Raw genomic sequence first — 23,957 nt, forward strand, 5'->3', positions numbered from 1 at the left:
GGTGCTCCTTCCAGAGACACCCTTCAGGCGTGAGATCCCATCGCACGATGTGAGGTCGTCCACCGACGTGGTGTTTCGGGCTCGTAGACGCACACGGTTCCGGTGCGCACCGAGGCGCGCAGGTGGCGTCCGAGCTCGGGGTGGGCGCGCGCGATGCGGTCGATCGTCGCGCGGATCCGTGCGGTCACGGCGGTGCGGGCTCGTTCCGACGCGGAACCGGCTTTCCGCACACGTCCGCCGAGCCCGTAGGCGGAGGTCAGCTGCTGCACCAGCGCGTCGCGTTCGACGGCCAGCCGGGCGGATCGCTCGGCGTCGCCGTCCGCGTCCGCCTCGTCGGCTTCGGCTGTGAGCTCGTGCAACCTCCGCTGGTAGGCCGACCGTGCGGTGGCGTCGAGCACGTCACCGAGATCACCAGCGGACACCGCGCCCATCAGGTCCGCCGCGCTCACCGGACTGCCGGGACGCTCCAGCAACGTGGCGAGGTCCCGCATGCCCTTGCTCGTCGTGAGCCGCGCTTCCTGGCCCGCGTACCGCAGCACCCAGATCTCACCGTCCTCGGCGAACACGTGCTCGCCCGTCGCCGGTTCGTGATCGCTTTCGATGCGCTTGACCAGGACGTTCAGGCAGGCGCGGCGAGCGGCCTCCAACGCCGTGGCGGCGTGGGTACGCGCAAGATCATCGTCCCCGAACGCCTTGGCCAGCAACGACAGGTACCAGCTGACGGGTCCTCGCAGCGCCGCGCCGATGCCCTCCACCACGTACAGGCCGGCGAACGGCAGCATCCAGTCGTACACGACGCGGGACACGGGGTGTTCGCCGATCACGGCGACGGTCTCGGCGACCTGCGAGAGCATCGGCAGCCACTCGGAGTCCCGGGGCGCGTCGGCCAGCCGTCCGGCCACGGCGGACAACCTGTCGCGCGCCTCGTCGAGGTGGCCGAGTTGCGTGGCGACGAGCGCCAGCGTGACCGACGGCCACACGCCAGGAACCAGCTCCAGGTGGGCCTCGGCGATCATCTCCGCCATGCCGGTCGCGTCACGGGTGTCGCTGAGCAGGAACCACCGCTGCGTGGTGGCGAGCATGGCGGCGTTGCCCCGGCCCTGCCCGATCTCCTCGACGACCGCGAGGTGCTCCGCGCAGTCGTCGAACCGCCCCTCCGCGAGCGCCCGCATCCCGCGCCACAGCGGCACGTACCAGTCGTGCAGGGGACTGCCCAGCGGGCGAGCGGCCGCCTCGAAGGCGAGCACCTCGGCGTCGGCGGCCGGGACCGCACCGCTCTCCAGCAGCGCCACCTGCCGCAACCGCCGCCCGAGCAGCTCCAGCCCGAGGTCAGGAAGTCGCTGCGCGATGCTGACGATCCGCGTGGCCCAGCCGAGCCGGTCGGCGACGTGCTCGGGCCCGGACAACGCGTCACAGCGCGCCGCGAGCACCTGTGCGAGCGCGGCTTCGTCACCGCTGCGGTGCGCGAGCTCGAGCGCTTCGTCGGTGAGCGCGATCCGGTGCTCGTCGGACTCGATCAACGTGGTCGCCACCGACAACCGCGCGACCACCACAGCTCGGAGGGCGCTCTCCTCGCCGGGCAACGCCTCTCTCGCCTTGACCAGCAGGTCGATCTGCTCGCGGTCCAGGAGGTCGACCTCCATACCGCCGAGTCCGAGCGCCGCGCGCGCCAGCAGGTCACCCCGGTCACCCGCCTTCCGCGCGGCAGCCAGGAAGTCCGCCCGCGCGCCCACCCGATCACCGCTGCCGAGTCGCGCATTCCCTTGCGCGACGAGAAGTTCCGCGTCGCTGCCGGTGGCTTGCGCTGCCCGGTCGTACCACCGCAGGGCGTCGTCATAGGCCCGCATCGCGGCCGCCTCGTCGCCGGCCCGCCGCGCGAACGCACCGGCTTCCTCGGCGTGCTCGGGCCCGGCGAGCATCAGGTGGTGGGCGACCTCGGCGGACCCGGCCGCACGCCCGCGTTCAGCGAACCGCGCCAGCACCTCGCCCGCCCGCACGTGCAACGCCACCCGCTCAGCGGACGGCAACGCGTCGTAAACCGCGTCACGGAGCAACTCGTGCAGGAAGCGCACCTCGCCAGGCCCGGCGGTGACCAGCAAACCGGCAGCTGCGTCGAACAGCGGCCGGAGCTCTCCCAGCCCGACGTCCACGAGCTCGGCGAGCACGTCGAGCCGCACTCTCGTACCCAGGACCGCCGCCGCTCCCACGACGCGGGGCGAGGGCAGCGACGCGATCCTGGCCTCGACCGCCGCCCGCACCGAGGCGGGCACACCCGGCCCGGCCCTGAGCAGCTCGGTCACCAGGAACGCGTCCCCGCCCGTCCGGTCGAGCAAGGCCCGCACGTCATCGGCAGCGGGTGGCCGGCCGTGTGCCGCTGCCAGGAGCACCTCGACGTCCTGGTGGGACAGCGGCCCGACCGGCAAACAGACTGCCGCGCTGAGCAGCGAGGCCGTCAGCTGATGCTCACGGCACGTGCCGAGGAACATCAGACGGCTCGTGCGTGCCGTAGCCGTGAGGTCGAGCAACAACCGCACAGTCGAGGGATCGGCCGCATGGAGGTCGTCCAGCACCACGACCACAGGGGCTGTCTCAGCACAGGCGCGCAGCAGCTGCGCGACCTCACCGGTCAGTCTTATGCGCGCGCCCTCGGGATCGGACGCGAGCGCCGGCTGTGCGGTGCGCCCGCCGATGAGTCCCTGGATCGCGGGCGAGCGTCCGGCAAGCCCGTCCGCGTCCTGGGCCACGAGCTCCCGCACGACCAACGACCACGGCGCGAACGCCTCACGGTCGTCACCCGGCGGGCACCACGCCCACACGACCCGCACGCCGTCCAACCGCGCCACGGCTTCCGCGGCCAGTCGCGTCTTGCCGGCTCCCGCCGCGCCGGTGAGCAGCACGAGCCCACCCCGCCCGGCCCGCGCGCGGTCGGCCGCGGCGCTGATCTCGCCGAGCAACGCGTCTCTGCCGGTGAACGGGAGCACCTCGACAGTGTCCGCCCGCGGCGACCGCGTGACACACTGGAAACGACCACAGGGTCGTCTGCTCCTGCTTCGGTGACCGGGAGAGGTCCGCCTCCCCGCTCGGCCGTGGAGGTCCAGGCGCTCCTTCTTCGCCGTGCGAAGGAGATTGCGCGCATGCTCAGTCCGCGTGAGTACGAAGTCCTGCGAGAGCTCGCCGAGGACCGGACAGACCGCCAGATCGCGACCAGGCTGGGGATCAGCGAACGCACCGTTCGCGCCCACGTCAGCCAGATCATCCACAAGCTCGGCGTCGCGTCCAGGGTGGGCGCGGCGGTGGCGTTCTGGCGGAACCGCCAATAGCGGCGCACCCGGCGCCCCGCGAAGCTTGACGCGGGTCGGAGACCTGGGGGCCGATCAGACGGGCCGGCTCTGCCACGGGGGAGCAGAGCCGGCCCGCGCCAGTTGGACACGTTCGCGGGCTCGGCGACATAGCCTGGGGGCGTGCTGATCGGCGTGAACGTCCCGAACTTCGGCCCCGGCACGAACCCCGCCGTGCTGCGCGACTGGGCGCGCACGGTCGAGGGCCTGGGGCTCGACCTGCTGATGATGTCGGACCACGTGGTGGTGACGCCGGACGTGGCCGAGCAGTACCCGGCGCCGTTCTACGAGCCGTTCACCACGCTGGCGTGGCTCGCCGGGGTCACCGAGCGGGTCACCCTCGGCACCACCGTGCTGATCGCGGCGTACCGGCATCCGCTGCTGGTGGCGCGGACGGCGGCGAACCTCAGCGACCTCAGCGGCGGGCGGTTCGTGCTCGGCCTCGGGGTCGGGTGGGCGCGGCAGGAGTTCGACAAGCTCGGGGTTCCGTTCGAGCGCAGGGGAAAGCTGACCGACGAGCTGATCACGACCGTGCGCGAGGCGTGGCAGGACGAGGGTTACCGCGCCGGGCACATCCCGATCTGGGTCGGCGGGCACAGCGACGGAGCCCTGCGCCGCGTGGCCCGGCTCGGCGACGCCTGGCACCCGTTGCGGCAGACGCCCGAAGCGTGGCGGGAGTCGTTGCAGCGCTTGAAGGTCCGCGCCGCCGAGGAGAACCGGGAGCTGCCGCTGCTGGCGCCGCGCATCATGCTGAGGCTCACCGATGAGCCCATCGAGGAACGCAGGCTGGGTGAGGGCACGATCGAGCAGGTCGTCGCGGACCTGCGGCAGCTGCAGACCGACGGTGCTCACGCCGTGGTGCTCGACCCGTTCGTAGGCGATCCGGAGGAGACGCGGCATCCGGAAGTCGCCTGGCACGCCCTCGCCGCGGTGCGGAAGGAGTTCCGGTGAACGAGGCACACCTGCGGCGGGCGATCGAGCTGGCGGGCGAGGCGCGGGAGAGCGGCAACCCGCCGTTCGGGTCGTTGCTGGTCGGGCCGGACGGAGCCGTGCTCGCCGAGGAGCGCAACTCCTGCCTGACCGACGACGACATCACGGCCCACCCCGAGCTCAAGCTGGCGAGGTGGGCCGCGCGGAACCTCGACGCGGACACCGCCGCCGGCACCACGATGTACACGAGCTGCGAGCCGTGCGGGATGTGCGGTGGAGCGTTGGCGCGGTCGGGGATCGGGCAGGTGGTGTTCGCGCTCGCGACCCGTCAGCTCAACGGGCTGAAGACCACGGGCGGGTTCACCGACGTGCCCGCGGACGGACCGCACCTCTACGACGAGGCGAAGGTGCCGGTGGAGGGCTACTACCCCTAGAGCCGCACGAGCATCTTGCCCGTGTTGCCGCGCAGCACGCCCAGGAACGCCGGGACGACGTTGGCGAAACCGTCCACAACGGTCTCGTCAACGGTCACCGAGCCGTTCTGGATGTGCGGCACCAGAAGCTTTCGAACCGCGGGCGCGCGTCCAGGTGCTCGCGGACCAGGAAGCCCTCCACGCGAGGGTCTTGAACATCACCTCGGCCAGGTTGTGCGGTGCGGCTGGAGGAGCCGAGCAGGTCGTCGACCTCGGACCTGACCGGCCCACCCGCAGGCTGGTCCACGTCACCACCACCGCGGCCAGGCACTCGCCGGCCGTCCGCGAGCTCAGGGCCGATCAGTCGGTGACGACCTCGATGTAACCGTCGGTGCCGTGCACGCGGATCCGCTGCCCGTCCTGGATCAGCCGTGTGGCGCCGTCGACCCCGACGACCGCGGGCAGCCCGTACTCGCGGGCGATCACCGCGCCGTGCGTCATCACGCCGCCGACCTCCGTGACCAGGCCGGCGATCGCGACGAACAGCGGCGACCAGCTCGGGTCCGTGTACGCCGTGACCAGGATGTCGCCCGGTTCGAGGTCCGCGTCCGCCACGTCGAGCACGACCCGTGCGCGGCCTTCGACGACCCCTGCGGACACGGGCAGCCCGACGATCGCACCAGCAGGCAGGTCGTCGCGCCGGTACGAGCCCGAGATGGCCTCACCGTCCGACGTGAGCACCCGAGGCGGCGTGAGTGCCTGGTACGACCGGAACGCGTCCCTGCGCTGCCTGATCAGCTCCGCATCGGCCTTCTGCGTGCGCACGACTTCCTGGATCTCCTGGAACCGCAGGAAGTAGATGTCCTCGCGCTCATCGAGGACACCGGCCCGCGCCAGGCGACCCGCTTCTTCGAGAAGTGCCTGCTTGTAGACGAAGTAGCGGCTGACCATGCCGTACTTCGGGTACTCGCGGTAGCCGGTGAACGTCCGGACGCGCTCGATCATCCGCCGGGTCTCGTCCGCCTTCTCCTCGCCGTCCGGCAACGCGCGCAGGCGCTCCAGCACCTCCCGCTCCTTGGCCGCGGCCTGCCGGAGTCCTTCCTCGAAGCGCTGCTTGCCCGCGCCCTGCTCGAAGTTCCGGACGTTGGTGAGCAGCACCGGCACCAGCGCGCTCGGCTGCTCGGCCCACCGCGGCCGGGTGATGTCGATCTCGCCGACACAGCGCATCCCGTACTTGTCCAGGTACGCCCGGAGCGCGGGAATCTCGTCCACAAAGGACTCGTCCGTGGCGTTCTCCAGCAGCTCGACCAGCTCGGGATGCGGCCGGATCGCGTCCGCGACGTCGAGCAACGCCAGCCCCATCTCCGAGGTGACGTTGTGCGGGACGGACTGCGTGAGCACGTCGGCCGCGTTCTTCTCGCCCAGCCACTCCTGCAGGTGGCCGTTCAGCCACCACGTCGACTGCATCCCAGCCATGATCGCCTGGCTGCTGCGCGGGTGGAACAACAGCCGCCGCAGCTCCTGGAAGTCCTCGAGGATGAAGTCGAGCAGCTCGGACCCGGACTTCTCCCGGATCGCGAGCTTCAACGCGGCGACCGAGTCCTCGTTCTGCTCGATCAGCTCGGTGACGATGGCGGGATCGGTCTCGATCGTGGCCGGTTCGGAGCCGGGGATCGGCAGTCCGGGACCGTCGTCGTCGGACAACGCGACGAAGCCCTCGCGGGAGAGAACCGTCTGCAGGGCGTCGCCCATCAGCGGATCGGACTTCCCGGCCATGTCCAGGAACGCGTTGCGGCTCGTCGTGACGGACAGCACCGGGGTGATGTCGACGAACAACCGGCCACCCGCCTCCGCCATCGGCCGAGGGGTCGTCAGCTGCCACACGGACAGGCCGAGCGGCGTCATCGCGTCGGTCATCATCTGCTGGTGGCCGACGGAGACGTAGACGTGATTGTCCTGGTCAGCGACCTCCGGAACGGGGAACAGGGTCGTGATCGGCCGGCTCTGGACGATTTGGAACCCGCCGTCCGCCAGGCACCACTCGATGTCCTGCGGGCGCCCGAAGTGCTCCTCGATCCGCCGCCCCAGCCGCACCAGCTCCACGACCTGCGCGTCCGTCATCACGCCGGCGGCGACCGCACGGTCGATGATCTCGCCGTCGCGCACCTGGTAGCTGTCGGCGTTCACCAGGCCGGACACGAACGCCTCGCCGAGCCCCGGAACCGCCTCCACGCGGGCGATCTTCCGGTTCGACGTGACGGGGTCGGCGGTGAACAGCACACCGGCTGCCTGCGGGGCGACCATCTCCTGCACCACGACGGCCATGGTCACCGCCTGCTGGTCGAACCCGTTGTGCTGCCGGTACGCGACCGCGCGGTCGGTGAAGAGCGAGGCCCAGCACAGGCTGACGTGCCGCAGGACTGCCCCCGCCTCGACGTTCAGGTACGAGTCCTGCTGACCGGCGAACGACGCACCGGGCAGGTCCTCGGCGGTGGCACTCGACCGGACCGCGTACAGGCCCTCACCGAGCGCCGAGGTGATCTCCGCGGCCACCTCGTCCGGAATGGCGATCCCCTCGATGATCTTCCGCAGCTCGGCCGGTTCCAGCTGCTCGTCGAGCGCGTCCCGCACCACGTGCGAGAACGCCTCGGTCGTCACCACGAACCCCGCGGGCACGCTGATGCCGTCGATCCGGGTCAGTTCGCCGAGATTCGCTCCTTTGCCGCCGGCGGTCGCGATCTGAGTCTGATCGATGTCGTGCAGGTCCAGCACATAGATCCCCATGGCCGGAGAGTGTGCAGCACACCGGGGGTCTTGCCACAAGACCCCCGGTGCGCTATAAGTTGAACATGGCGGGGAGACGAGTCTCCTCGCTTTTGTCGTTCATCAGGTCAGTTTCGGCGCCGAGTTGTAGGCCTCCGCCCGCAGCCGCGCCGAACGAACCGTCCTCTGCGGACTGATCGTCACGGTCCTGGCTTCCCCCGGCAGCAACCAGAAGTAGTTGTCGCTGTACAGGGTCGGCAGCACGCGATCCGTCCCGTTGCGCTCCCGCAGGGACAGCCGGACCATCGCGGCCACCGTCTTGCCGGTGTTGCGCACGATCGCGGTGTAACCGTCCTTCGTGGACGTCATCGTGATCGCCAGCTGCGTGTACGCCAGCTGGTTCAGGGCGTGCATCGACGCTTCCGTCCGGTACCGCCAGTAGGTGTTCTCGGAGATCTGCTTGCCCTGGGCGTCGGTCAGCGTGAGGCGCAGCAGGTGGAACGCGGGCAGCGCGCTGTCGAACGGCACGGTGAACAGCGCGGGAGCGGAGAATGCGGCTACGTCGAGCTTCTGCTCCTGCGCCTGCCCGATCGTCTTGCCGTCCAGGCCGTGCAGCTGGGCCTTCACCGTCACGCCGGTCAGCGCGGAGGCCGTGTGATTGACCGCGTTGACCTGCCAGTTGGTCGGGCTGGCCTGCACGTGGCGCTGCTCGCAGCCCTTGCGCGAGCCGTAGAAGCTGCCGTTGACCTCCATGTCGTAGTCGTAGGTCTGCCACACCGTGCTGTGCCACGCGGGGTGCGACATCCACAGCAGCACACCGGTGGCGTCGTTCCACAGCTTGGTGTTCCACGCCTCGAAGATCGCGCGCATGTTCTCGTAGTTCACGAACTGCGCCTTGCGGCAGAACTCCTCCAGGCTGCTCGACGGCGCGAGCCGGGCGTCGATCGCGCCCTTGTAGCCGTTCGGCTGCTGGTTGCTGTTCTCCGACCAGTCGTGCATGTACCAGGCGTCGCCGATGGGCCAGCCCGCGTTGCCCTGACCGACGAGGTTGCGCATCGACTCCACGACGGACACTGTCGGCAGGCCGGTCTCGCTCCAGAACCCGAACTTCCCGCCGGTGGCCTCACCGGTGAAGTACTGCTTCGGGTCGATCCAGCGGTAGTTGCCGTCGCCGGTGATCACGCCGCTCGCCGAGTTCGGCTGGTACAGCAGGTCCGTGTTGGTGCTGACGATCTCCTTCAGCACGCTGTCCACTGAGGACGGCGGGCTGCCCTCGTTGCAGCCGAACCACACCGCGCAGCAGGCGTGCGAGCGGTAGCGCAGGACGGTGTCCTTGGCCTGCTCGAAGAACTTGTCGTGGTTCGCGGGGTCGGCGGACCAGCCGAGCCAGAACTCGTTCCACAGCAGGATGCCGTACTTGTCGCAGGCGTCGAAGAGCTCCTCGCGGTAGGACGAGCCGACCCAGTTGCGGATCAGGGTGAAGTTCATGTCCTTGTGCAGCGCGACGGCGGCGTCCGCGCGGGAGGCGGGCATGCGGCGCAGCAGCTCGTCCCAGCCCCAGCTGCCACCGCGGGCGAAGATCTTCACGCCGTTGACGATGATGATCAGCGGTTTGGGGGAGTTGTCCTTGTTCGCGACGTCGGTCCAGGTCTGGCCGTCCTGCGAGACCTGGATCTTGAACGTCGCCGCGTACGCCGTCTCCCAGCGCAGCTTCACGCGGTCGAACGAGACAGCGGAGCCGAGGTCGACCTGCACGTACTCGTTGTCGTTGTAGTTCGAGGTCCACCGGGACTTCGGGTCGCCGTCGGTCACGGCGCCGGGCGAGGTCCAGTCCGCACTCGACGAAGCCTCCGCGTTCTTGCCGCGCGCGAGGTCGGTGTCCGGGTTCTTGCTGTCCACAACGGACAGCGTGAAGACGGAGAAACCCCAGCTGGTGGCACGCCGGCCGCCCTGCATCCGGACGTAGCGGGCCTGCTGGGCGGGGAAGTCGACGGTTTGGTCGGCGGCGCCGTCGACGATGGTGATCGGCAGCTCGTACTGGTAGGTGATCTGCCGGATGCCGAACTTCAGCTTCTTCTTGTCGCTGACCGCGCTGCCCTTCGCGACGGTGAGCGTCAGGTCGTGCAGGGTGGGGTCGCCGTATCCGTTGGGCCACCACAGCTTCGGGTTCCTGATCCGCAGCTGGGAGTGCGTGGACGGGGCGAACCTGACCGAGGACTCGGAGTTCGCGGGCACGGTGACGGTGCTGCTGACCAAGATGGCGTCGAACTCGGCGGTGACGGTGACGTTCTGCGCGGTGGCCTCGACGTTGCGGACCGGCACGGTGAACGTGACCTCAGCGGTCGAGGAGTCCGGCAGCACGGTGTCGATGCGCGGGTCGCCGATCACCACGGCACCGGTCGAGCGCAGCCGGACGTGGTTCCAGATGCCGGAGGCGCGGTCGCGGACGGCGGGCATCCAGTCCCAGCCGGACACCGCGAGGTACGTCGGCGAGTTCTTGAACATCGTGCTGTTCGCGCCGACCCACGCCTCACCGCGCGGCCCCTTGTCGCCGGGGCTGCCGGGGAACGGCATCGGCGCGATCCGCACGGCCAGGTTCTGGTCGCCGCTCTTGTACAAGGTCGTGGTGACGTCCAGCGCGGCCCGGCCGAACGGGTTGCTCATCGCGCCGGCTTTGGTGCCGTTGAGCCAGATCTCGGCCTCGTGGTTGATGCCGTCGAACTCGAGCCAGATGTGCCGGCCCGCGCTGACGTCGAGCCCGCGCGGCAAGCTGAACGTGCGCCGGTACCACCACACGTGCCGGGACAGCGCCTCCGGGATCTTCAGGTTGTTCATGCCGTACACCGGGTCCGGCAGGTGCTTCTGCTCGACGAGCGACGCGAGGACCGTGCCGGGGACGGTCGCGGGCACCCAGCCGCGGGTGTCGACGTCCGGGGCGGAGAGCGCGGCGCCGTCCTTGGCGGGTGCGAAGTCCTGCATGGTCAGGACCCAGCCGGACTCGAGCGGCACCGACCCGTCCTGAGCCACGGTCAGCGCCGGGTTCTCCCGGTTCTGCACCGGCCAGTTGGTCCAGCCCTGCACCGCGGGCCGGTTGTCCCTGCTCGTGCCGAACACCTGGAAGCCGTTGAGTCCCAACGGGTTCGACGTCGAGCGGCGGGACGCGGTGAACCGGACCCAGCGCGCCCGGACTGCCGGTGTGAGCGGGATGGTGACGACGGAGCCGGTGCCGGACTCGGTGCCGTAGACCGTCCGCCAGGTACGGCCGTCGTCCGACACGTCGAGGTCGAACACGACCGCGTAGCTGGAGAGGATCTCGGTGCCGATGGTGTCGGCGCGGGATCCGTTGGCGTCGAACGCGGGGTCGCCCGGCTTGGCCTCGAACGTGAGCACGACCGAGCTGATGTCGCAGCGCCCCTGCAGGTCCACGATCATCCACTGGCCGTCGCCCTGCGCCGCGCGCCAGCCGGAACCCTGCACGCCGACCTGTGCCAGACCGTCCACGGCGAACTCCGCAGGGGTGGCCGCGTAGTCGGTGGAGGAGACCGAGACGGGGCGGAACAACGCCAGGTCCGCTGTCTGTGGTGCTGTCGGCTCCGGCGCGGCGGACGCGGTGGCGGGCACCAGCGCGCCCAGCCCGAAGCCCGCGAGCAGCCCGCCGCCCATGGTCAGCGCCTGCCGTCTCGAGACGCCGTCGCCGAAGTCCTGCGTCATTGCGAGCTCCGATCCTGTTCCTGACAACGTTGCCAGGAAGCTTCGGCGGCGTTACTTGCGCCGTCAATACGACAAGCGAGACAGGATTTCTGAGCCAAGACATCGATGTCATCAATGTCCTGCTCGTGCGGGAATTCCGGTCTGTGGACCGGGAAAGTGCGGACCCTTACAACCAGCCCTGGCGCGAGGCCTGCACGCCCAGCTGGAACCGGGTCTGCGCGCCGAGCGTCTCCTGCAGCCTGCTGATCCGCCGAGCGATCGTGCGTTCGCTGACCCCGAACTCGCGCGCGATCGCCTCGTCGGTCAGTCCTGCCAACAAATACGTGAGCAGCTGCTTGTTCTCCTGTTGCGGTGCGCTGTCCACCTTCGTACTCGCGGTGACCGGCACCGCCATCCGCCAGAACGCGTCGAAGAACCCGGCCAGTCCACTGAGGAACGGCGAGTCGTGCACGACGACCGCGGCGATGTTCGGCTTGCCCGCCACCGGAGCCCGCGCGGCGACGAGTGCCCAGCGATCGTCCACGATGGTCACGTTCATCGGCACGTGCGGGAACACCCTGGCCTCTTCGCCCGCCACCACGCACTGCTGCACCATCTCGAGCGCATGCGTGTCGTGCAGTACGTGCGCGCCGTAGATGACCTGGTACGACACGCCGCGGGCGAGCGCCTCGAAGAACCCCTCGACGATCTTGTGACCCTCGGTGGAGAGGTTGCCGAGCGTCATCGCCCTGACCCGTTCGCGGGCGTCGGCCTGGACGCTGTCGAGCACCGCGCGTCCGGCCTCGTGGGACGGCAGCAGCTCGAAGTCCGTGCGCCGTTCGAGACCGCGGGTCCACAAGCGCGACAACATCTCCCGAGCGCCTCCATCGCGAGCCGCGGCGGCGTCGGGATGACGGTGTCGCCGGTCAGCTCGACCAGGCCCATCGCGGACAGTTCGGCCAGCGGCGCGGACAAGTCGGTCTTGAGCCGTGCGGTGAGGTCGGCGAGCGACGACGCACCTACCTCGACCAGGTCGAGATAGGTGCGTTCCGCCGCCTCGGAGAGTCCGAGGGCCTGCAACGGCTGCACAGCTGCCGTTGTACCACCGCAACCGTCTTGAGAGGACGGCTGCAGCACGTCAGGCGTCCGGTGCGACCAGGATCGGGAGCTGCTCTTATACACATCACGTGACCCTGCTTCTGAGAGAAGAAGGAGAAACCGTAGCCCCACTCTGCGGAGTGCAGCCGCTGGTTGGGCGTGCCGTGGTGGCTGTCGCCCGCGAACCCGCAGTCGCCGAGCTGCCCGAACACCTGCACGAACTGCTGGACGCGCTTCCACTGCATGGTCGCGCCGCGTGCGTGCGTCAGGTAGTACGCGGCATACGCGTCAGCCATCAGCTCCGTGCGCCGGCTCGCCTCGGGACCGGTGAGGTCCGAGTCGAACAGGTCGCGCTGGTACTGCACGTGGTGGCCGTACTCGTGCGCGAGGATCGCCTGCGGGGCGACGTCGCCGAGCCCGACCGCCTGCATGCCCGCGAGCACGCCGTCACCCATGACGATCTCCGGCGGCACCGTGCCCACGCCGGGGACCTCCAGCCCGTTGATGGCGAAGGCGTTGAACGTGAAGCCGGGGTGGCGGCCGTGCTGGAACTTGTCGGTGTCCATGAGCGTCGCCATCTGGTCGGCGAGGCTCGCCGACACGGGCTCCGGGAAGCCCCAGCCGACCGTGAAGACCCTGGTCAGCTTCGCCCGGTCGGTCAGCATCGTGCTGCGCAGCGGCAGCAGGCGGATCTTGCCCGGGTCGATGTCCCAGAACCTGCCGAGGTCGCGGAACGTGTGGGTGACCTGGGTGGTGAACGGCCCGAAGCCGCTGCCCGCGTCGTCCGGGAACAACACCGTGTCGAGCAGCACGAGCTGCTGCGCGAGGTTGGCGAGGTTGTGGTCCGTGGCGGTCCAACCGGCTTTGCTCGCGGTGAGCCAGTCCCGGATCGGGGTCGAGGTCGAGCACACGTAGGCGCTCGGGTCGATGACCTCGATGTCGAGACCCGCCTGCAACCGGCTCGCGTGCGCGACCGCTTCGGCGGGCAGGTTCAGCAGAGTGTCGGGGGCCGTCTGCGCCCAGGCCGGAGGGGGCATCAGGCCGACGGTCCCAAGAGTTGTCACAGCAGCCGTCACGGCCACCGCCAGGCGGGAGGCGATGGTGTTTCTCATGGTTCTCCTCGGTGCCGTGGGGGAGCGGGTGCCCAGTATCAGCACCCGCGGCCTGCGGAAACGAGGCTCTGCGCTGGCAGAAAGTGGCATGACGAGAAGATGACAGCGAGGCTACTTCGGGCCAGGCGTGTCGACGATCAGCGTGGCGATCGCCGGTGGCGGCGCGGCGAGACCGGGGCCGCCCGCGTCGACCCAGTCGGCCACCCCGTGCACGGCGGCGTCGTCGAGGATGGACCCCACCCACACGGGTTTGGCACCGGCGGCCCGCGCGGACGGGCTCGGCTGCACGACGACCACGTTCGACACCTCGCACGCGTCCAGGCAGTCGGCGACCTTCACCGCGGTGAGCCGGGAACGCAGCAGGTCCAGTTGGCGGTCGTGGTCGACCTCGGGATGCTTGCGCTCGGTGCCGCAGCAACATCCCCGGCAGACCGTGATCCGTGCACTCATGATCGTTGTTGTACTCACTCGGGCCCGGGATCGGGCGGGAACGTGCCGCGGTTCTCACCGGATGAAGGAGGATCGCCGTCGTGCGCATTTTGATGCCGTTGCCGGACCACGACTTCGACGTGACCGAGGTCGCGGTGCCCTGGCGGGTGCTGACCGACGCCGGCCACGAGGTCGTCTTCGCCACCGAACACGGCGGGCAGCGGCCGCGGGCCGACCCGTTGCTGCTGTCCGGTGTCCTCTTCGGACAGCTGGGCGCGGAGCCCGAGCCCAAGGCCTTCTACGACTTGCTGACCGAAGCCCCGGAGTACCGCGCACCGATCGCGTGGAGCGCCATCGAGCCGTCGTCGTACGACGGAATGGTTCTGCCCGGCGGCCACGCTCCCGGGATGCGCCAGTACCTCGGTTCGGCGGTCCTGCAGACCAAGGTCGCGTCGTTCTGGGCTCTGGAACGGCCGGTCGGCACGATCTGCCACGGCGTGCTGGTGCTGGCGCGCGCGACGGACCCCGTCACCGGCCGCAGTCCGCTGGCCGGCCGCCGCACGACCTGCCTGCCGAAGTACATGGAGCGCTCCGCCTACTACCTCACCGCCTGGCGCCGCGGTCGTTACTACCGCACCTACCCGGCCTACGTGCAGGACGAGGTGGTGGCGGCCGGCGCGACGTTCGAACGCGGCCCGACCGAGCTCTCCCGCCGCGGCACGGCGACCGACGACGGGCCCGCGTTCGTGGTGCGGGACGGCAACTACGTGTCCGCGCGGTGGCCGGGCGACGCCTACCTGTTCGCCAGGACGTTCGCCGGCCTGCTCTAGAAGGTCTGGTGGCCATGGCGTCTGCAAGTACCACCAACCCAAGATCATCCAGCGCTTTCCTACTACCAACCGGCCCGGCCGCTGCGCCGCGCGACGGCGGGTTCCGGGGCTGTTGGTAGTAGTTAGAGGCGATTTGATCAAGGGTTGGTGGTACTTGCAGACGCCAACAGAGCCACCGCCTTGGAATCAGCCGACCTCGTCGATGTAGGAGGTGCCGGCCGCGGCGTGCGGGCCGTAGCGCTCCCACTCCTCGCGCAGCCTGAGCCGTCCCTCGGCCGTGAACTCCGGCGTGTTCACGGTGTGCCCGCAGATCACGTCGCCGTTCTCGAGCACCATCGTGTATCCCATGTGGAGGGTGCCGTCGGGCGCGCGCGTGCCCGCGATCGAGCCGCGGCGGACCTTGCCACCGGCGAAGTCGGCCCACACGAGGTCGCCGTCCTGGTGGTACTCGGCGACGGTGTGCGGGTCGCTGTCGGGCTTGCGGAAGCGGCGGCCGTTGTAGTCGATCACGCCGGGCGCTCCTCGGCCAGGTACTCGCCGGCCATGATCCCGTCCCACCAGATCGCGTAGTAGGAGAAGTCCTCCTCGTGCGGGTTCTGGATGTGGTGGTCGACGCTGCCCGGCATCAACGCCAGGTCGCCCGCCTCCAGCACGTGGGTGTCCCCGCCCACGACGACCTCGGCCCGGCCGGACATCGCGATGAACAGCTCCTGCTCGCGATGCTGGTGCCGGTCGGTGACGTCGCCGGGGCGCAGCACGCACCAGGCGCCGCGGAACGGCGTGGCCAGGCCCGGCCACGGGTGCAGCAGCTTGAGGTCGAGCCCGTGCTCGCGTTGGAGGTTCTCGGGCTCGCTCCGGCGAAAGTCCACTTTGTCCGTCGGCATCCCAACTCCGATCGACGTTCGGCGACGAGGCGGAGCGTAGGTTCGCGGGCTTCCCTTCCGACAGGGGAGGCTTTCCCTCACCTGCCAGGAACTACCGCCCCAGGCCGGCGTCGCGGGCCATGACGATCGCCTGCGCGCGGTCCGCCACGCCGAGCTTCGCGAAGATCGCGGACACCCGGTTGCTGATGGTCTTCGACGCGAGCGCGAACTCGCGCGCGATGGCCACGTTGGACCGGCCGGCGGCGATCCTGTCGAGCACCTCCCGCTCCTTGGCGGTGAGCTGCGGGAACGGGTAGGGCGAGTGGTCGTTCGCCGGGTGCATGAGTGCGCCGAAACGGGAGGCGATGGTTTTGCCGATGAGGAACTCGCCGGCTGCCACCGCCTGGATGCCGCGCACGATCTGGTCCGGGTCGGCGTTCTTCAACAAATAGCCCCGTGCGCCTGCGCGAATGGCGGCCATCACGGTCACATCGCAATCGCGGGCGCTGAAGACCAGAATGCCCGTTTCGGGGCATGCGCGCGCTATTTGTTCTACTAATAGGCAGTTTCCCGAACCGATGGTGTCGACGTCGACCACCAGCACGTCGGGTCGGCAGCGCATTGTCTCCGCCACGACCTCGGAAGAAGTAGAAGCTTCACCTATCACGGTGAGCCCGCCTGCGCGTTCGAGCACGGAACGCACTCCGTGCCTGATGGCGGGCTGCGTGTCGGCGAGCACCACGGTGACTGCCGCAGGTCTGTGCAGTACCGCGATGTCGACGCCGCGGCGTAGGTGCGGTAGTGCCGAGTGTTCCACCTGAGTCATCGGTCTTCCCCCGATAAATAGCTCTTCGTGTCATTCCATAGCGGTCACCTGTTCTCCCCCAAAGAGCGGCACCGGCCGTAGGGTATATCGCTCCATCGGGGTGAGTCGCGATCTCAGAATGGCGATTTTCACTCGTTCGGCCCAACGTACTGCCGCATGCCCGTGACAACCGGAGCAATGGCGTGCCTGCGATCGCCGCGTCCGTTCGGCGAAGCGGCCCAACGAGGGGCCGCATGAGGTGACAGCCGGTGACCGGGCCCATGATCACTCTCGGTGAACCGGTGCGGGAGTTCATAGCCCCATAAGCGAATCGGCAATTGCCCATGCTGCCGGGAACAGTTCCCCTATCTGCTGGGAAACCCCGCTACCTAGCCTCTGGAACGCACTCGGGGACGACTGGAGGGGGACTTGTGACTGTCCAAGACGTGGGCGTACTGGCGATCGGCGCTGGCCCGGCGAACCTCGCCCTGGCCGTCGCGATCGAGGAGTCCGGGGCGCGGGAACTGGCGGGCGATACGCTCGTGCTGGAGCAGTACGAGGACATCAAGTGGCAGCGCGGCACGCTGATGCCGTGGGCGCGCAGCCAGGTCTCGTTCCTCAAGGACCTGGTGACCTTGCGCAACCCGACCAGCCGCTTCTCGTTCCTGAGCTTCCTGTACGAGCAGGGCAGGCTCGACGAGTTCGTGAACCTCGGCACCTTCCACCCGTACCGCTGGGAGATGTCGGACTACCTGCAGTGGGTCGCGTCCTCTTTGGACCGTGTGCAGGTGCGCTACAACGCGAAAGCCGGGCGCATCGAGCCCACCGTCGAGAACGGCGTGATCACCGGGTGGACCGTGACGCTCGCGAACGGCGACGTGATCCGGTGCCGTGACCTGGTCGTCGGCGGTGGCCGCGACGCGCACGTGCCCGCCGTGTTCGCCGGCCTGCCCACCGAGAAGGTCCTGCACAGCTCGCAGTATCTGAACCGCATCGGTGACGTGCCGAAGGACCGGCCGCTGCACGCCGTCGTGGTGGGTGGCGCGCAGAGTGCCGCCGAGATGTTCTACGCGCTGCACGGAGACCTGCCCGACAGCCGGGTCACGATGGTGGTGCGGTCGATCGGCCTGCAGAACTACCAGACCAGCAAGTTCATCAACGAGGCGTTCTTCCCGTCCTATGTGGACGAGTTCTACGACACGCCGGAAGAGGTGCGCGCGCAGATCCTCGACGAGATGCGGTTCGCGAACTACGCGGGTCTCGCGCCGCCGTTCCTCGACGAGCTCTACACGATGCTCTACCAGCAGAAGGCGTTGGGGCCGCAGCGTTCCAGCGTCCGGTCGATGACCGAGGTCGGCGGCGCCAGGATGGACGGCGACGAGGTCGTGCTCGACCTGCACGACCGCAGGACCGGCAAGGTCGAGCCGGTGCGCTGCGACCTCGTGGTGCTCGGCACCGGCTACGACCAGCGGATGCCCGCGATGGCGAGGGATCTCGCCTCGCAGCTCGGTCTGGACGACATCGCCGTGAGCCGCCAGTACCGCGTCGACATCGGCGACGCGGCGTGGGGCGCGCTGTACCTGCAGGGCGTCAACGAGAAGACGCACGGCATGTCCGACTCGTTGATCAGCGTGCTCGCCCACCGCTCGCAGGACATCGTCAACGACCTGCTCGCCCGCCGCACCGCCGAGCTGAGGACCGCCTGATGAGCAAGCTTCTCGTGATCGCCCCCGGCCCGACGGCGAACGGCGACCTGCACCTCGGCCACCTCGCCGGCCCGTTCCTCGCCGCGGACATCTGTGCGCGGTACGCCCGTGCCGCCGGGTGCGACGTGCTGTTCGGCACCGGCATCCACTCGACGCAGAACTACATCGTCACCACCGCGCGCCGCCTCGGAGTGAAGCCCGAGGACCTGCGCGAGAAGTCGGCGGGGCAGGTCGAGGCGTCGCTCGCGGCGATGGACATCCAGCCGGACGGGTTCGTGCGGTTCGACGAGCGGTACGTCAAGACCGTCGTCACCTTCTTCGACCGCCTGCACAGCGCGGGCAAGCTGCGGCTGCGCGCGGTGAAGTTCCCGTACTCGCCGCGCACGGGGGAGTTCCTCACCGACGCGTACGTGCGCGGCGGCTGCCCGGTGTGCCTGACCGACGGCTGCGCCGGGCTGTGCGAGGGCTGCGGCCACTGGATCGCCTCGGGCGAGCTGGTCGACCCGAAGTCCACATTGGACCCTTCGGACCCGGTCGAGCTGCGCGAGGAGAAGGTGCTCGTCCTGCCGGTCGAGGAGTACCGGGCGGGGCTGGAGGAGTTCTTCGCCCGGCACGCGCCGACGTTGCGGCCTCGTCTCGCCCGGATGATCGAGGAGATGCTGGCGCGGCCGTTGCCGGACTACCCGGTCACGCTGCCGATCTCCTGGGGCATCCCGGCGCCGTTCCCGGAGGTCGCGGGTCAGGTGTTCTACTCGGACACCGAGACGATCACCTGGAGCATCCACGCCTCCGCGCTGGCCGCCCAGGCCCGTGGTGAGGTGCTGGAGAGCGACGACCAGCTGTGGTTCGCCGACACCGAGGTCGTGTACTTCTTCGGCTCGGACGCGGGTTTCGCGTTCGCCGTTGCGGGCGTCGCGATGTTGCTGGCGCTGGAGCAGTACGTGCTGCCGGAGCAGTTCGTCACCAACGAGTTCTACGAGCTGGAGAACGACAAGTTCTCGACCAGCCGCGGCCACCTCGTCACCGGGCAGGAGCTGCTGGACGAGGACGTCCCGCGCGACCTGATCCGGTTCTACCTGGCCTCGACCAGCCCGGAGTTCCAGCGCACGAACTTCACCCGTGCCGCGATGGCGGAGGTGACGTCGTCGCGCCTGGTGGCGCCGTGGAACAGGATCGCGGCCAAGGTCAACGCGCTTGCGGAGTCTCCGCTGCCGGTCTCGGAACGGTCCCGTGTCGCCGCCCGGCTGATGGTCGAACGGTTCGCGGGTGCGTATGACGTGCGGCGGTTCAGCGTCACGGCGGCGGCGTTCACGCTCACCGAGCAGCTGGCCCGCCTGGACTCCTTCCCGCTCACCGCCGAGAACGCGGGCGACTTCTGCCACGAGGTCGACACGTTCCTGCGCTGCGCCGGGCCGATCCTGACCGACCTCGCCGGGAAGGCGTTGGGGGACAGCGTGATCCCGTCGACGTTCGACGCTCACGAGTTCACGCCGCGACACCTGCCGGAACTGTCCGAGTGATGGCCAGAGTCGTCATCGTCGGAGCCGGCGTCACCGGCTTGCTGACGGCGGTCGAGTGCGCACTCGCCGGGCATCGGGTGACGGTGCTCGACCGCCGCAGCATCCCCAGTCCGGTGTCCACGTCGTTCGACCAGCACCGCGCGCTCCGGACGTTCGTCCCGGGCGACGTGGACGCCACCCTCGCCCGCGTCGCCGCACACCGGCGCTGGCTCGAGCTGGAGTCCTTGCTGGACACCAGGTTCTACCGCCGGGTCGGCGTCGTCACGGCCTGGCCGCGCGCCGAAGCCGTGGCGATGGCCGAGCAGGCGGCGAGGTGCGGGCTGCCCGTCGAGACGGTGGAGCCGGAGAAGCTGCCGCACCTGGTCCTCGCCGACGACACGGCCGGCGTGCTGGAGATCGACGCCGGAGTGCTGCTCGCCGAACGCGTGCTGGTCGCCGCCGTGCGCTGGCTGATCGAGCACCCGCTCGTGTCGTTGCGCCCCAACAGCCGGGTCGTCGCCGTCGACACCGGCCGGGTCGAGGTCGAGGGCGGCAGCACGGTCCACGCGGATCTGGTGCTGGTCGCCGAAGGTCCCTGGACGACCGAGCTGGTCGACGTCCCGGTTCGCGTGCACCGCCAGACCATGGTGTACCTGCGGCCGCCCGAGCGGCTCATGCAGTGGTGGGAGAACGCTCCTGGTGCCGGACGGCTCGGCCGGGACGGCCGGGGGTGGCTGCTGCCGCCGGGCGACGGCACCCTGCTGAAGATCAGCTCCGACGCCGTGCGCCGCGAAGTGGCCTCCGTCGACAGCGACGAGCTCGACCACAGGTGGGTCGACCGCCTGCTCGCCGCGTCCATCGTGTCCGATGTGGACAGATACACCGTGGTCGCGGTCAAACACTGCCACTACACCACCGACGCCGCCACGGGTGGCGCGCTGCTCACCGAGGTGGCTCCGGCCGTCTGGGCACGGGCGGCCTGCGGTGGGTCCGGTTTCGCCACGGCACCGCTGGTCGCCGGACGGATCGTCGATGCCCTGCACGCCTTTGAGGAGGCAGCCTGATGTCCACTGACAGCGGAGTTCTCGCCACGTTGCGAGCGACTCCCACACCAGTCCGCTACCTCCTCGGCGGCGTGCTGATCAACCAGCTCGGCGCCTTCGTCCAGACGTTCATCCTGCTGTACCTGACCTTCCGCGGCGACGCGCTCGGCATCGCCGGGCTGTCGCTGGCCGCGTACAGCGTCGGGTCGATCTTCGGCACGCTGCTCGGCGGCGAGCTCACGCACCGGTTCGGGCCGCGCACGACGATCACGATGGCCATGCTGGCGTCCGCGCCGCTGGTGGCGTCGATCCCGTTCGTGGCCACGATCCCGGTGGTGTTGTTCCTGGTCGTCGGCCTCGCCGGGCTCGTCACCCAGACATACCGGCCGGCCGCCGCGGTGCTGCTCAGCGACCTGATGCCGGAAGAGCACCAGGTGATGGCGTTCTCGATGATGCGCATCGCGCTGAACACCGGTGCCGCGGTGGCCCCGCTCATCGCCGCCGGGCTGATCCTGATCGACTGGGACCTGCTCTTCTACCTCGACGGTGCGACGGCGCTGCTCTACGGGTTGCTGGCATACCTGCTGCTGCCGCGCGTCGAGGCTCCGAAGGACGACGAAGAGAAGAAGCCCGCGGTGGACGCCCGCGCGGCCTACGCGAGGATGGCGGGCGACCGGAAGTACCTCGCCTATCTCGCGGCGGTGTTCCTCGGCACGATCGCCTACGCGCAGTCGGTCACCGCGCTGCCGCTGGAGATCGTCGCGGACAAGTACCCGACCAGCCTCTACAGCGCGGTGCTCACGGTCTCGTCGCTCGTGCTCATCACGTGCGAGCTGAAGATCACGTCGTACATCGTCAAGATCCCGCAGCACATCGCGGTGTTCGCCGGGCACATGGTGAACTCGCTCGGCTTCGTCCTCTACGCGCTGGCGTTCCAGTCCGGAACGTTCGTGATCCTCGGCGCGGTGTTCGCGGTGAGCGGCCTGATGATCGCCGGCCCGACGATGTTCGCGCACCCGGCGAAGTTCCCGGCCGAGTACAAGTCCCGCTACATCGGCACGATGCAGGCGGTCATCGGACTCGCCTCCGCGATCGGCCCGCTGTTCGGCGTGTTCACGTTCAACTCCCTCGGCGGCGCGTTCTGGATCGTCATCGCGCTGGTGAACGGCGTCGCGGGCCTGCTCGCGGTGTACGGCGTCCGGGAAGCCCAGAAGGAACCCGTCGAAGCAGGTGCGGCATGAGGCCCGTCCTCGTCGTCGGGTTCGTCGGCGTCACGATCGGCCTGGTCGCGGACTTCCAGCCGGACGACTCGGTGATCTACGTCGAGGAACCGGACGTGATCCGCAAGCGGCACGTGCGCGACCAGATCGAGGGCGTCGGGTTCGTCCGCGGCCTGATCGAGTGGGAGTACCTCACCCCGGGCAAGGCCGACGAGTTCTTCCACACCCACCGCGACCTCGACCCCGCTGCGATCATCCCGGCGATCGAGTACGCGACGCCGTTCGCCGCCCGTCTCGCCGAACGCTACGGCCTGCCCGGCGCGACGTTCGGCGCGGCGGAGATCATGCGGGACAAGACGTTGCTGCGCCAGGTCACCGCTTCCGCCGGCATCCGCAACCCGGTCAGCGTCCGGGTGACGAGCCCGGCGGACGTGCTGGCGTTCATGCGAGGCCACCGGTCGATCGTGCTCAAGCCGTCGAACCGTCAGGCGGCCGTGGGCACGCAGGTGATCCACGACCCGGACGACATCGACGAGGCGTGGGCGCATTGCACGGCACAGGACGAGGGCATCTTCGTCCCGGACCGGCCGATGGAGCTCTCGATGCTCGCCGAGGAGTTCGTCGAGGGCGAGGAGTTCAGCGTCGAGATGCTGGTGCGCGGCGGAGAACCGTTGTGGGCCAACACCACCGGCAAACAGCTCGTGCCCGGACCGTTGCCGGTCGAGCTCGCGCACATCGTGCCCGCGGACATCCCGGCCGACCTGGACGAGCTGCTGAAGGAGGAGACCGCGCGGGTGATCGACGCCGCCGGGTTCCGCGACGGCATCGTGCACTGCGAGTGGATCGTCTCGGACGGCGTCCCGCACCTCGTCGAGTGCGCGGGAAGGCTGGCAGGGGACGGGATTCTGGACGTCATCCAGCTCGCCTACCCGGTCGAGCTGCTGCGCTGCTACTACGCGGTGCTGAAGGGCGAGGACCCGCCCAGTGACCTGCCCGCGAGGGCGAAATCCGGTGCGGCCGTGAGGTTTCTGACGATCGAACCCGGTGTCGTCGAGAGCATCGACGGCGTGGGCGAGGCACGGCAGCTCGACGGTGTGCACCTGGTGCAGGTGACGGTCGCGCCGGGGGAGAAGTTCGACGGACTCAGGAGCTCCTGGGACCGTGCGGGCATCGTCATGGCCACCGGCGACACGGCCGCGGTTGCGTTGCGCTGCGCGGAAAACGCCGTGGCGGCCGTCCACATCGAAGTCCGGTAATTCCCGACCGGTCGGGAACGGTTCCTCTTCATCTTGGGGAACTTCGTTGTCTAGCTTCATTTCTGGCTGCGAAACCATCGAGGGGGCACTGTGACAGACCGAGAAGTCGGGGTTCTGGCGATCGGGGCGGGGCCGGCGAACCTGGCGCTCGCCGTCGCGATCGAGGAGTCCGAGTCGGACCTGGCCGAGAACACCCTGCTGCTGGAGCAGAGCCCGGACGTCAAGTGGCAGCGCAACCTGCTGATGCCGTGGGCGCGCAGCCAGGTCTCGTTCCTCAAGGACCTGGTGACGTTGCGCAACCCGCGCAGCCGCTTCTCGTTCCTCAACTTCCTGCACTCCCAGGGCAGGCTCGACGAGTTCTGCAACCTCGGCACGTTCAGCCCGTACCGCTGGGAGCTGTCGGACTACCTGCAGTGGGCCGCGAAGGAGCTGGAGCGGGTGCAGATCCGCTACGACGCCCGAGCTCAGAGCATCGAGCCCACGCGCTCGGACGACGGTTCGATCACCGGCTGGGAAGTGTCCCTCGTGGACGGTGACCGGATCCGCTGCCGCGACCTCGTCGTCGGTGGCGGCCGCGATCCCCGCATCCCGGACGTGTTCGGCGAGCTGCCTGCCGAACGGATCGTGCACAGCGCCCAGTACCGCACCAGGATCGCGCAGATCCCCAAGGACAAGCCGTTGCGCGCGGTCGTCGTGGGCGGCGCGCAGAGCGCGGCGGAGATGTTCTACGCGCTGCACCAGAACCTGCCCGAGAGCCAGGTGACGATGGTCGTCCGCTCGATCGGGCTGCAGAACTACCAGCACAGCAAGTTCGTGAACGAGCTGTTCTACCCGTCGTTCGTGGACGAGTTCTACGACAGCCCGCCCGAGGTGCGCAAGCAGATCCTCGGCGAGATGCGCCTGACGAACTACGCGGGCCTCGCGCCGGAGTTCCTCGACCAGCTCTACACGATGCTCTACCA

21 protein-coding genes are annotated in these 23,957 nt (G+C 69.3%); 11 read left to right on the plus strand and 10 right to left on the minus strand.

Features of this window, described 5'->3' with window-relative positions:
* Positions 1–23: 23 nt before the first annotated feature.
* The gene (locus UK23_RS17685; RefSeq protein ID WP_045312645.1) at positions 24–2,981 is read right to left on the minus strand and encodes an ATP-binding protein; all 2,958 of its coding nucleotides are present in this window, start codon (positions 2,979–2,981) and stop codon (positions 24–26) included.
* 153 nt (positions 2,982–3,134) lie between these two features.
* On the opposite strand from UK23_RS17685, the gene UK23_RS17690 reads away from it, so the two are divergent.
* From UK23_RS17690 to UK23_RS17700, 3 genes are all read left to right on the plus strand, one after another.
* The gene (locus UK23_RS17690) at positions 3,135–3,320 is read left to right on the plus strand and encodes a response regulator transcription factor (RefSeq protein WP_045312646.1); all 186 of its coding nucleotides are present in this window, start codon (positions 3,135–3,137) and stop codon (positions 3,318–3,320) included.
* Positions 3,321–3,461: 141 nt separating this feature from the next.
* On the plus strand, positions 3,462–4,289 hold the full coding sequence (locus UK23_RS17695; protein WP_045312647.1) for an LLM class flavin-dependent oxidoreductase: 828 nt from the start codon (positions 3,462–3,464) through the stop codon (positions 4,287–4,289).
* Positions 4,286–4,702 carry a nucleoside deaminase gene (locus tag UK23_RS17700; RefSeq protein ID WP_045312648.1) on the plus strand — a complete coding sequence of 139 codons (417 nt, stop codon included), beginning with the start codon at positions 4,286–4,288 and terminating at the stop codon, positions 4,700–4,702. Before UK23_RS17695 ends, UK23_RS17700 begins: the two co-directional genes overlap by 4 nt.
* Here UK23_RS17700 and UK23_RS54610 read toward each other — a convergent pair.
* Positions 4,699–4,824: a hypothetical protein gene (locus UK23_RS54610; RefSeq protein ID WP_269112286.1), complete on the minus strand. Its 126-nt coding sequence runs from the start codon at positions 4,822–4,824 to the stop codon at positions 4,699–4,701. The two genes, UK23_RS17700 and UK23_RS54610, sit on opposite strands and share 4 nt — an antisense overlap.
* 68 nt (positions 4,825–4,892) lie before the next feature.
* Between UK23_RS54610 and UK23_RS17705 the strand changes: the two genes are divergently transcribed.
* Positions 4,893–5,066, plus strand: coding sequence for a hypothetical protein (locus tag UK23_RS17705; protein WP_156213191.1), 174 nt, complete (start codon positions 4,893–4,895; stop codon positions 5,064–5,066).
* On the opposite strand, the gene rph is transcribed toward UK23_RS17705, so the two are convergent.
* The 5 genes from rph to UK23_RS17730 all read right to left on the minus strand — a co-directional run bounded on the left by rph (position 5,042) and on the right by UK23_RS17730 (position 13,794).
* Positions 5,042–7,465, minus strand: a complete 2,424-nt coding sequence (gene rph, locus UK23_RS17710) for a rifamycin-inactivating phosphotransferase (protein WP_045312650.1) — start codon at positions 7,463–7,465, stop codon at positions 5,042–5,044. The genes UK23_RS17705 and rph overlap by 25 nt on opposite strands.
* A gap of 102 nt (positions 7,466–7,567) precedes the next feature.
* Positions 7,568–11,155: a discoidin domain-containing protein gene (locus UK23_RS17715; RefSeq protein WP_045312651.1), complete on the minus strand. Its 3,588-nt coding sequence runs from the start codon at positions 11,153–11,155 to the stop codon at positions 7,568–7,570.
* 166 nt (positions 11,156–11,321) lie between these two features.
* Positions 11,322–12,005: a DUF7436 family protein gene (locus tag UK23_RS17720; protein WP_052684766.1), complete on the minus strand. Its 684-nt coding sequence runs from the start codon at positions 12,003–12,005 to the stop codon at positions 11,322–11,324.
* 148 nt (positions 12,006–12,153) lie between these two features.
* The gene (locus UK23_RS17725; RefSeq protein ID WP_045312652.1) at positions 12,154–13,344 is read right to left on the minus strand and encodes a hypothetical protein; all 1,191 of its coding nucleotides are present in this window, start codon (positions 13,342–13,344) and stop codon (positions 12,154–12,156) included.
* A 111-nt stretch (positions 13,345–13,455) separates the two neighbouring features.
* Entirely contained in the window at positions 13,456–13,794 is a 339-nt protein-coding gene (locus UK23_RS17730) for a hypothetical protein (RefSeq protein WP_196777782.1), read from the minus strand.
* Between the two features lie 80 nt (positions 13,795–13,874).
* Between UK23_RS17730 and UK23_RS17735 the strand changes: the two genes are divergently transcribed.
* A complete protein-coding gene (locus UK23_RS17735) occupies positions 13,875–14,603 on the plus strand; it encodes a type 1 glutamine amidotransferase domain-containing protein (RefSeq protein WP_082114745.1) in 729 nt (242 codons plus the stop codon).
* A 186-nt stretch (positions 14,604–14,789) separates the two neighbouring features.
* Here the strand turns inward: UK23_RS17735 and UK23_RS17740 are convergent, their stop codons facing one another.
* The 3 genes from UK23_RS17740 to UK23_RS17750 form a co-directional block, all read right to left on the minus strand.
* Positions 14,790–15,113 carry a hypothetical protein gene (locus UK23_RS17740; protein ID WP_045312654.1) on the minus strand — a complete coding sequence of 108 codons (324 nt, stop codon included), beginning with the start codon at positions 15,111–15,113 and terminating at the stop codon, positions 14,790–14,792.
* Entirely contained in the window at positions 15,110–15,487 is a 378-nt protein-coding gene (locus UK23_RS17745; RefSeq protein WP_052684767.1) for a cupin domain-containing protein, read from the minus strand. The genes UK23_RS17740 and UK23_RS17745 overlap by 4 nt, the downstream gene beginning before the upstream one ends.
* A gap of 91 nt (positions 15,488–15,578) precedes the next feature.
* Positions 15,579–16,208 carry a LuxR C-terminal-related transcriptional regulator gene (locus UK23_RS17750; protein WP_231114543.1) on the minus strand — a complete coding sequence of 210 codons (630 nt, stop codon included), beginning with the start codon at positions 16,206–16,208 and terminating at the stop codon, positions 15,579–15,581.
* Between the two features lie 494 nt (positions 16,209–16,702).
* Between UK23_RS17750 and UK23_RS17755 the strand changes: the two genes are divergently transcribed.
* The 6 genes from UK23_RS17755 to UK23_RS17780 all read left to right on the plus strand — a co-directional run.
* Positions 16,703–17,977: a lysine N(6)-hydroxylase/L-ornithine N(5)-oxygenase family protein gene (locus UK23_RS17755; RefSeq protein WP_045312655.1), complete on the plus strand. Its 1,275-nt coding sequence runs from the start codon at positions 16,703–16,705 to the stop codon at positions 17,975–17,977.
* Positions 17,977–19,497, plus strand: a complete 1,521-nt coding sequence (locus tag UK23_RS17760) for a class I tRNA ligase family protein (RefSeq protein WP_045312656.1) — start codon at positions 17,977–17,979, stop codon at positions 19,495–19,497. The genes UK23_RS17755 and UK23_RS17760 overlap by 1 nt, the downstream gene beginning before the upstream one ends.
* Positions 19,497–20,540, plus strand: coding sequence for an NAD(P)/FAD-dependent oxidoreductase (locus UK23_RS17765; RefSeq protein ID WP_045312657.1), 1,044 nt, complete (start codon positions 19,497–19,499; stop codon positions 20,538–20,540). Before UK23_RS17760 ends, UK23_RS17765 begins: the two co-directional genes overlap by 1 nt.
* On the plus strand, positions 20,540–21,760 hold the full coding sequence (locus UK23_RS17770; RefSeq protein ID WP_045312658.1) for an MFS transporter: 1,221 nt from the start codon (positions 20,540–20,542) through the stop codon (positions 21,758–21,760). Before UK23_RS17765 ends, UK23_RS17770 begins: the two co-directional genes overlap by 1 nt.
* Positions 21,757–22,995 (plus strand): ATP-grasp domain-containing protein, encoded by a 1,239-nt coding sequence (locus tag UK23_RS17775; protein WP_045312659.1) that lies wholly within the window; start codon positions 21,757–21,759, stop codon positions 22,993–22,995. The genes UK23_RS17770 and UK23_RS17775 overlap by 4 nt, the downstream gene beginning before the upstream one ends.
* 90 nt (positions 22,996–23,085) lie before the next feature.
* Positions 23,086–23,957, plus strand: an 872-nt coding sequence (locus UK23_RS17780) for a SidA/IucD/PvdA family monooxygenase (RefSeq protein ID WP_045312660.1), incomplete at its 3' end; no start/stop codon positions are given.

Origin of the sequence: Lentzea aerocolonigenes, assembly GCF_000955955.1 — a bacterium.
GTDB lineage: Bacteria > Actinomycetota > Actinomycetes > Mycobacteriales > Pseudonocardiaceae > Lentzea > Lentzea aerocolonigenes_A.

Coding starts and splice junctions, on each gene's coding strand:
- UK23_RS17690 (WP_045312646.1), top strand. CDS start 3,135: ATGCTCAGTCCGCGTGAGTACGAAGTCCTGCGAGAGCTCGCCGAGGAC.
- rph (WP_045312650.1), bottom strand. CDS start 7,465: ATGGGGATCTATGTGCTGGACCTGCACGACATCGATCAGACTCAGATC.
- UK23_RS17715 (WP_045312651.1), bottom strand. CDS start 11,155: ATGACGCAGGACTTCGGCGACGGCGTCTCGAGACGGCAGGCGCTGACC.
- UK23_RS17720 (WP_052684766.1), bottom strand. CDS start 12,005: ATGTTGTCGCGCTTGTGGACCCGCGGTCTCGAACGGCGCACGGACTTC.
- UK23_RS17725 (WP_045312652.1), bottom strand. CDS start 13,344: ATGAGAAACACCATCGCCTCCCGCCTGGCGGTGGCCGTGACGGCTGCT.
- UK23_RS17730 (WP_196777782.1), bottom strand. CDS start 13,794: ATGAGTGCACGGATCACGGTCTGCCGGGGATGTTGCTGCGGCACCGAG.
- UK23_RS17745 (WP_052684767.1), bottom strand. CDS start 15,487: ATGCCGACGGACAAAGTGGACTTTCGCCGGAGCGAGCCCGAGAACCTC.
- UK23_RS17760 (WP_045312656.1), top strand. CDS start 17,977: ATGAGCAAGCTTCTCGTGATCGCCCCCGGCCCGACGGCGAACGGCGAC.
- UK23_RS17765 (WP_045312657.1), top strand. CDS start 19,497: ATGGCCAGAGTCGTCATCGTCGGAGCCGGCGTCACCGGCTTGCTGACG.
- UK23_RS17770 (WP_045312658.1), top strand. CDS start 20,540: ATGTCCACTGACAGCGGAGTTCTCGCCACGTTGCGAGCGACTCCCACA.
- UK23_RS17775 (WP_045312659.1), top strand. CDS start 21,757: ATGAGGCCCGTCCTCGTCGTCGGGTTCGTCGGCGTCACGATCGGCCTG.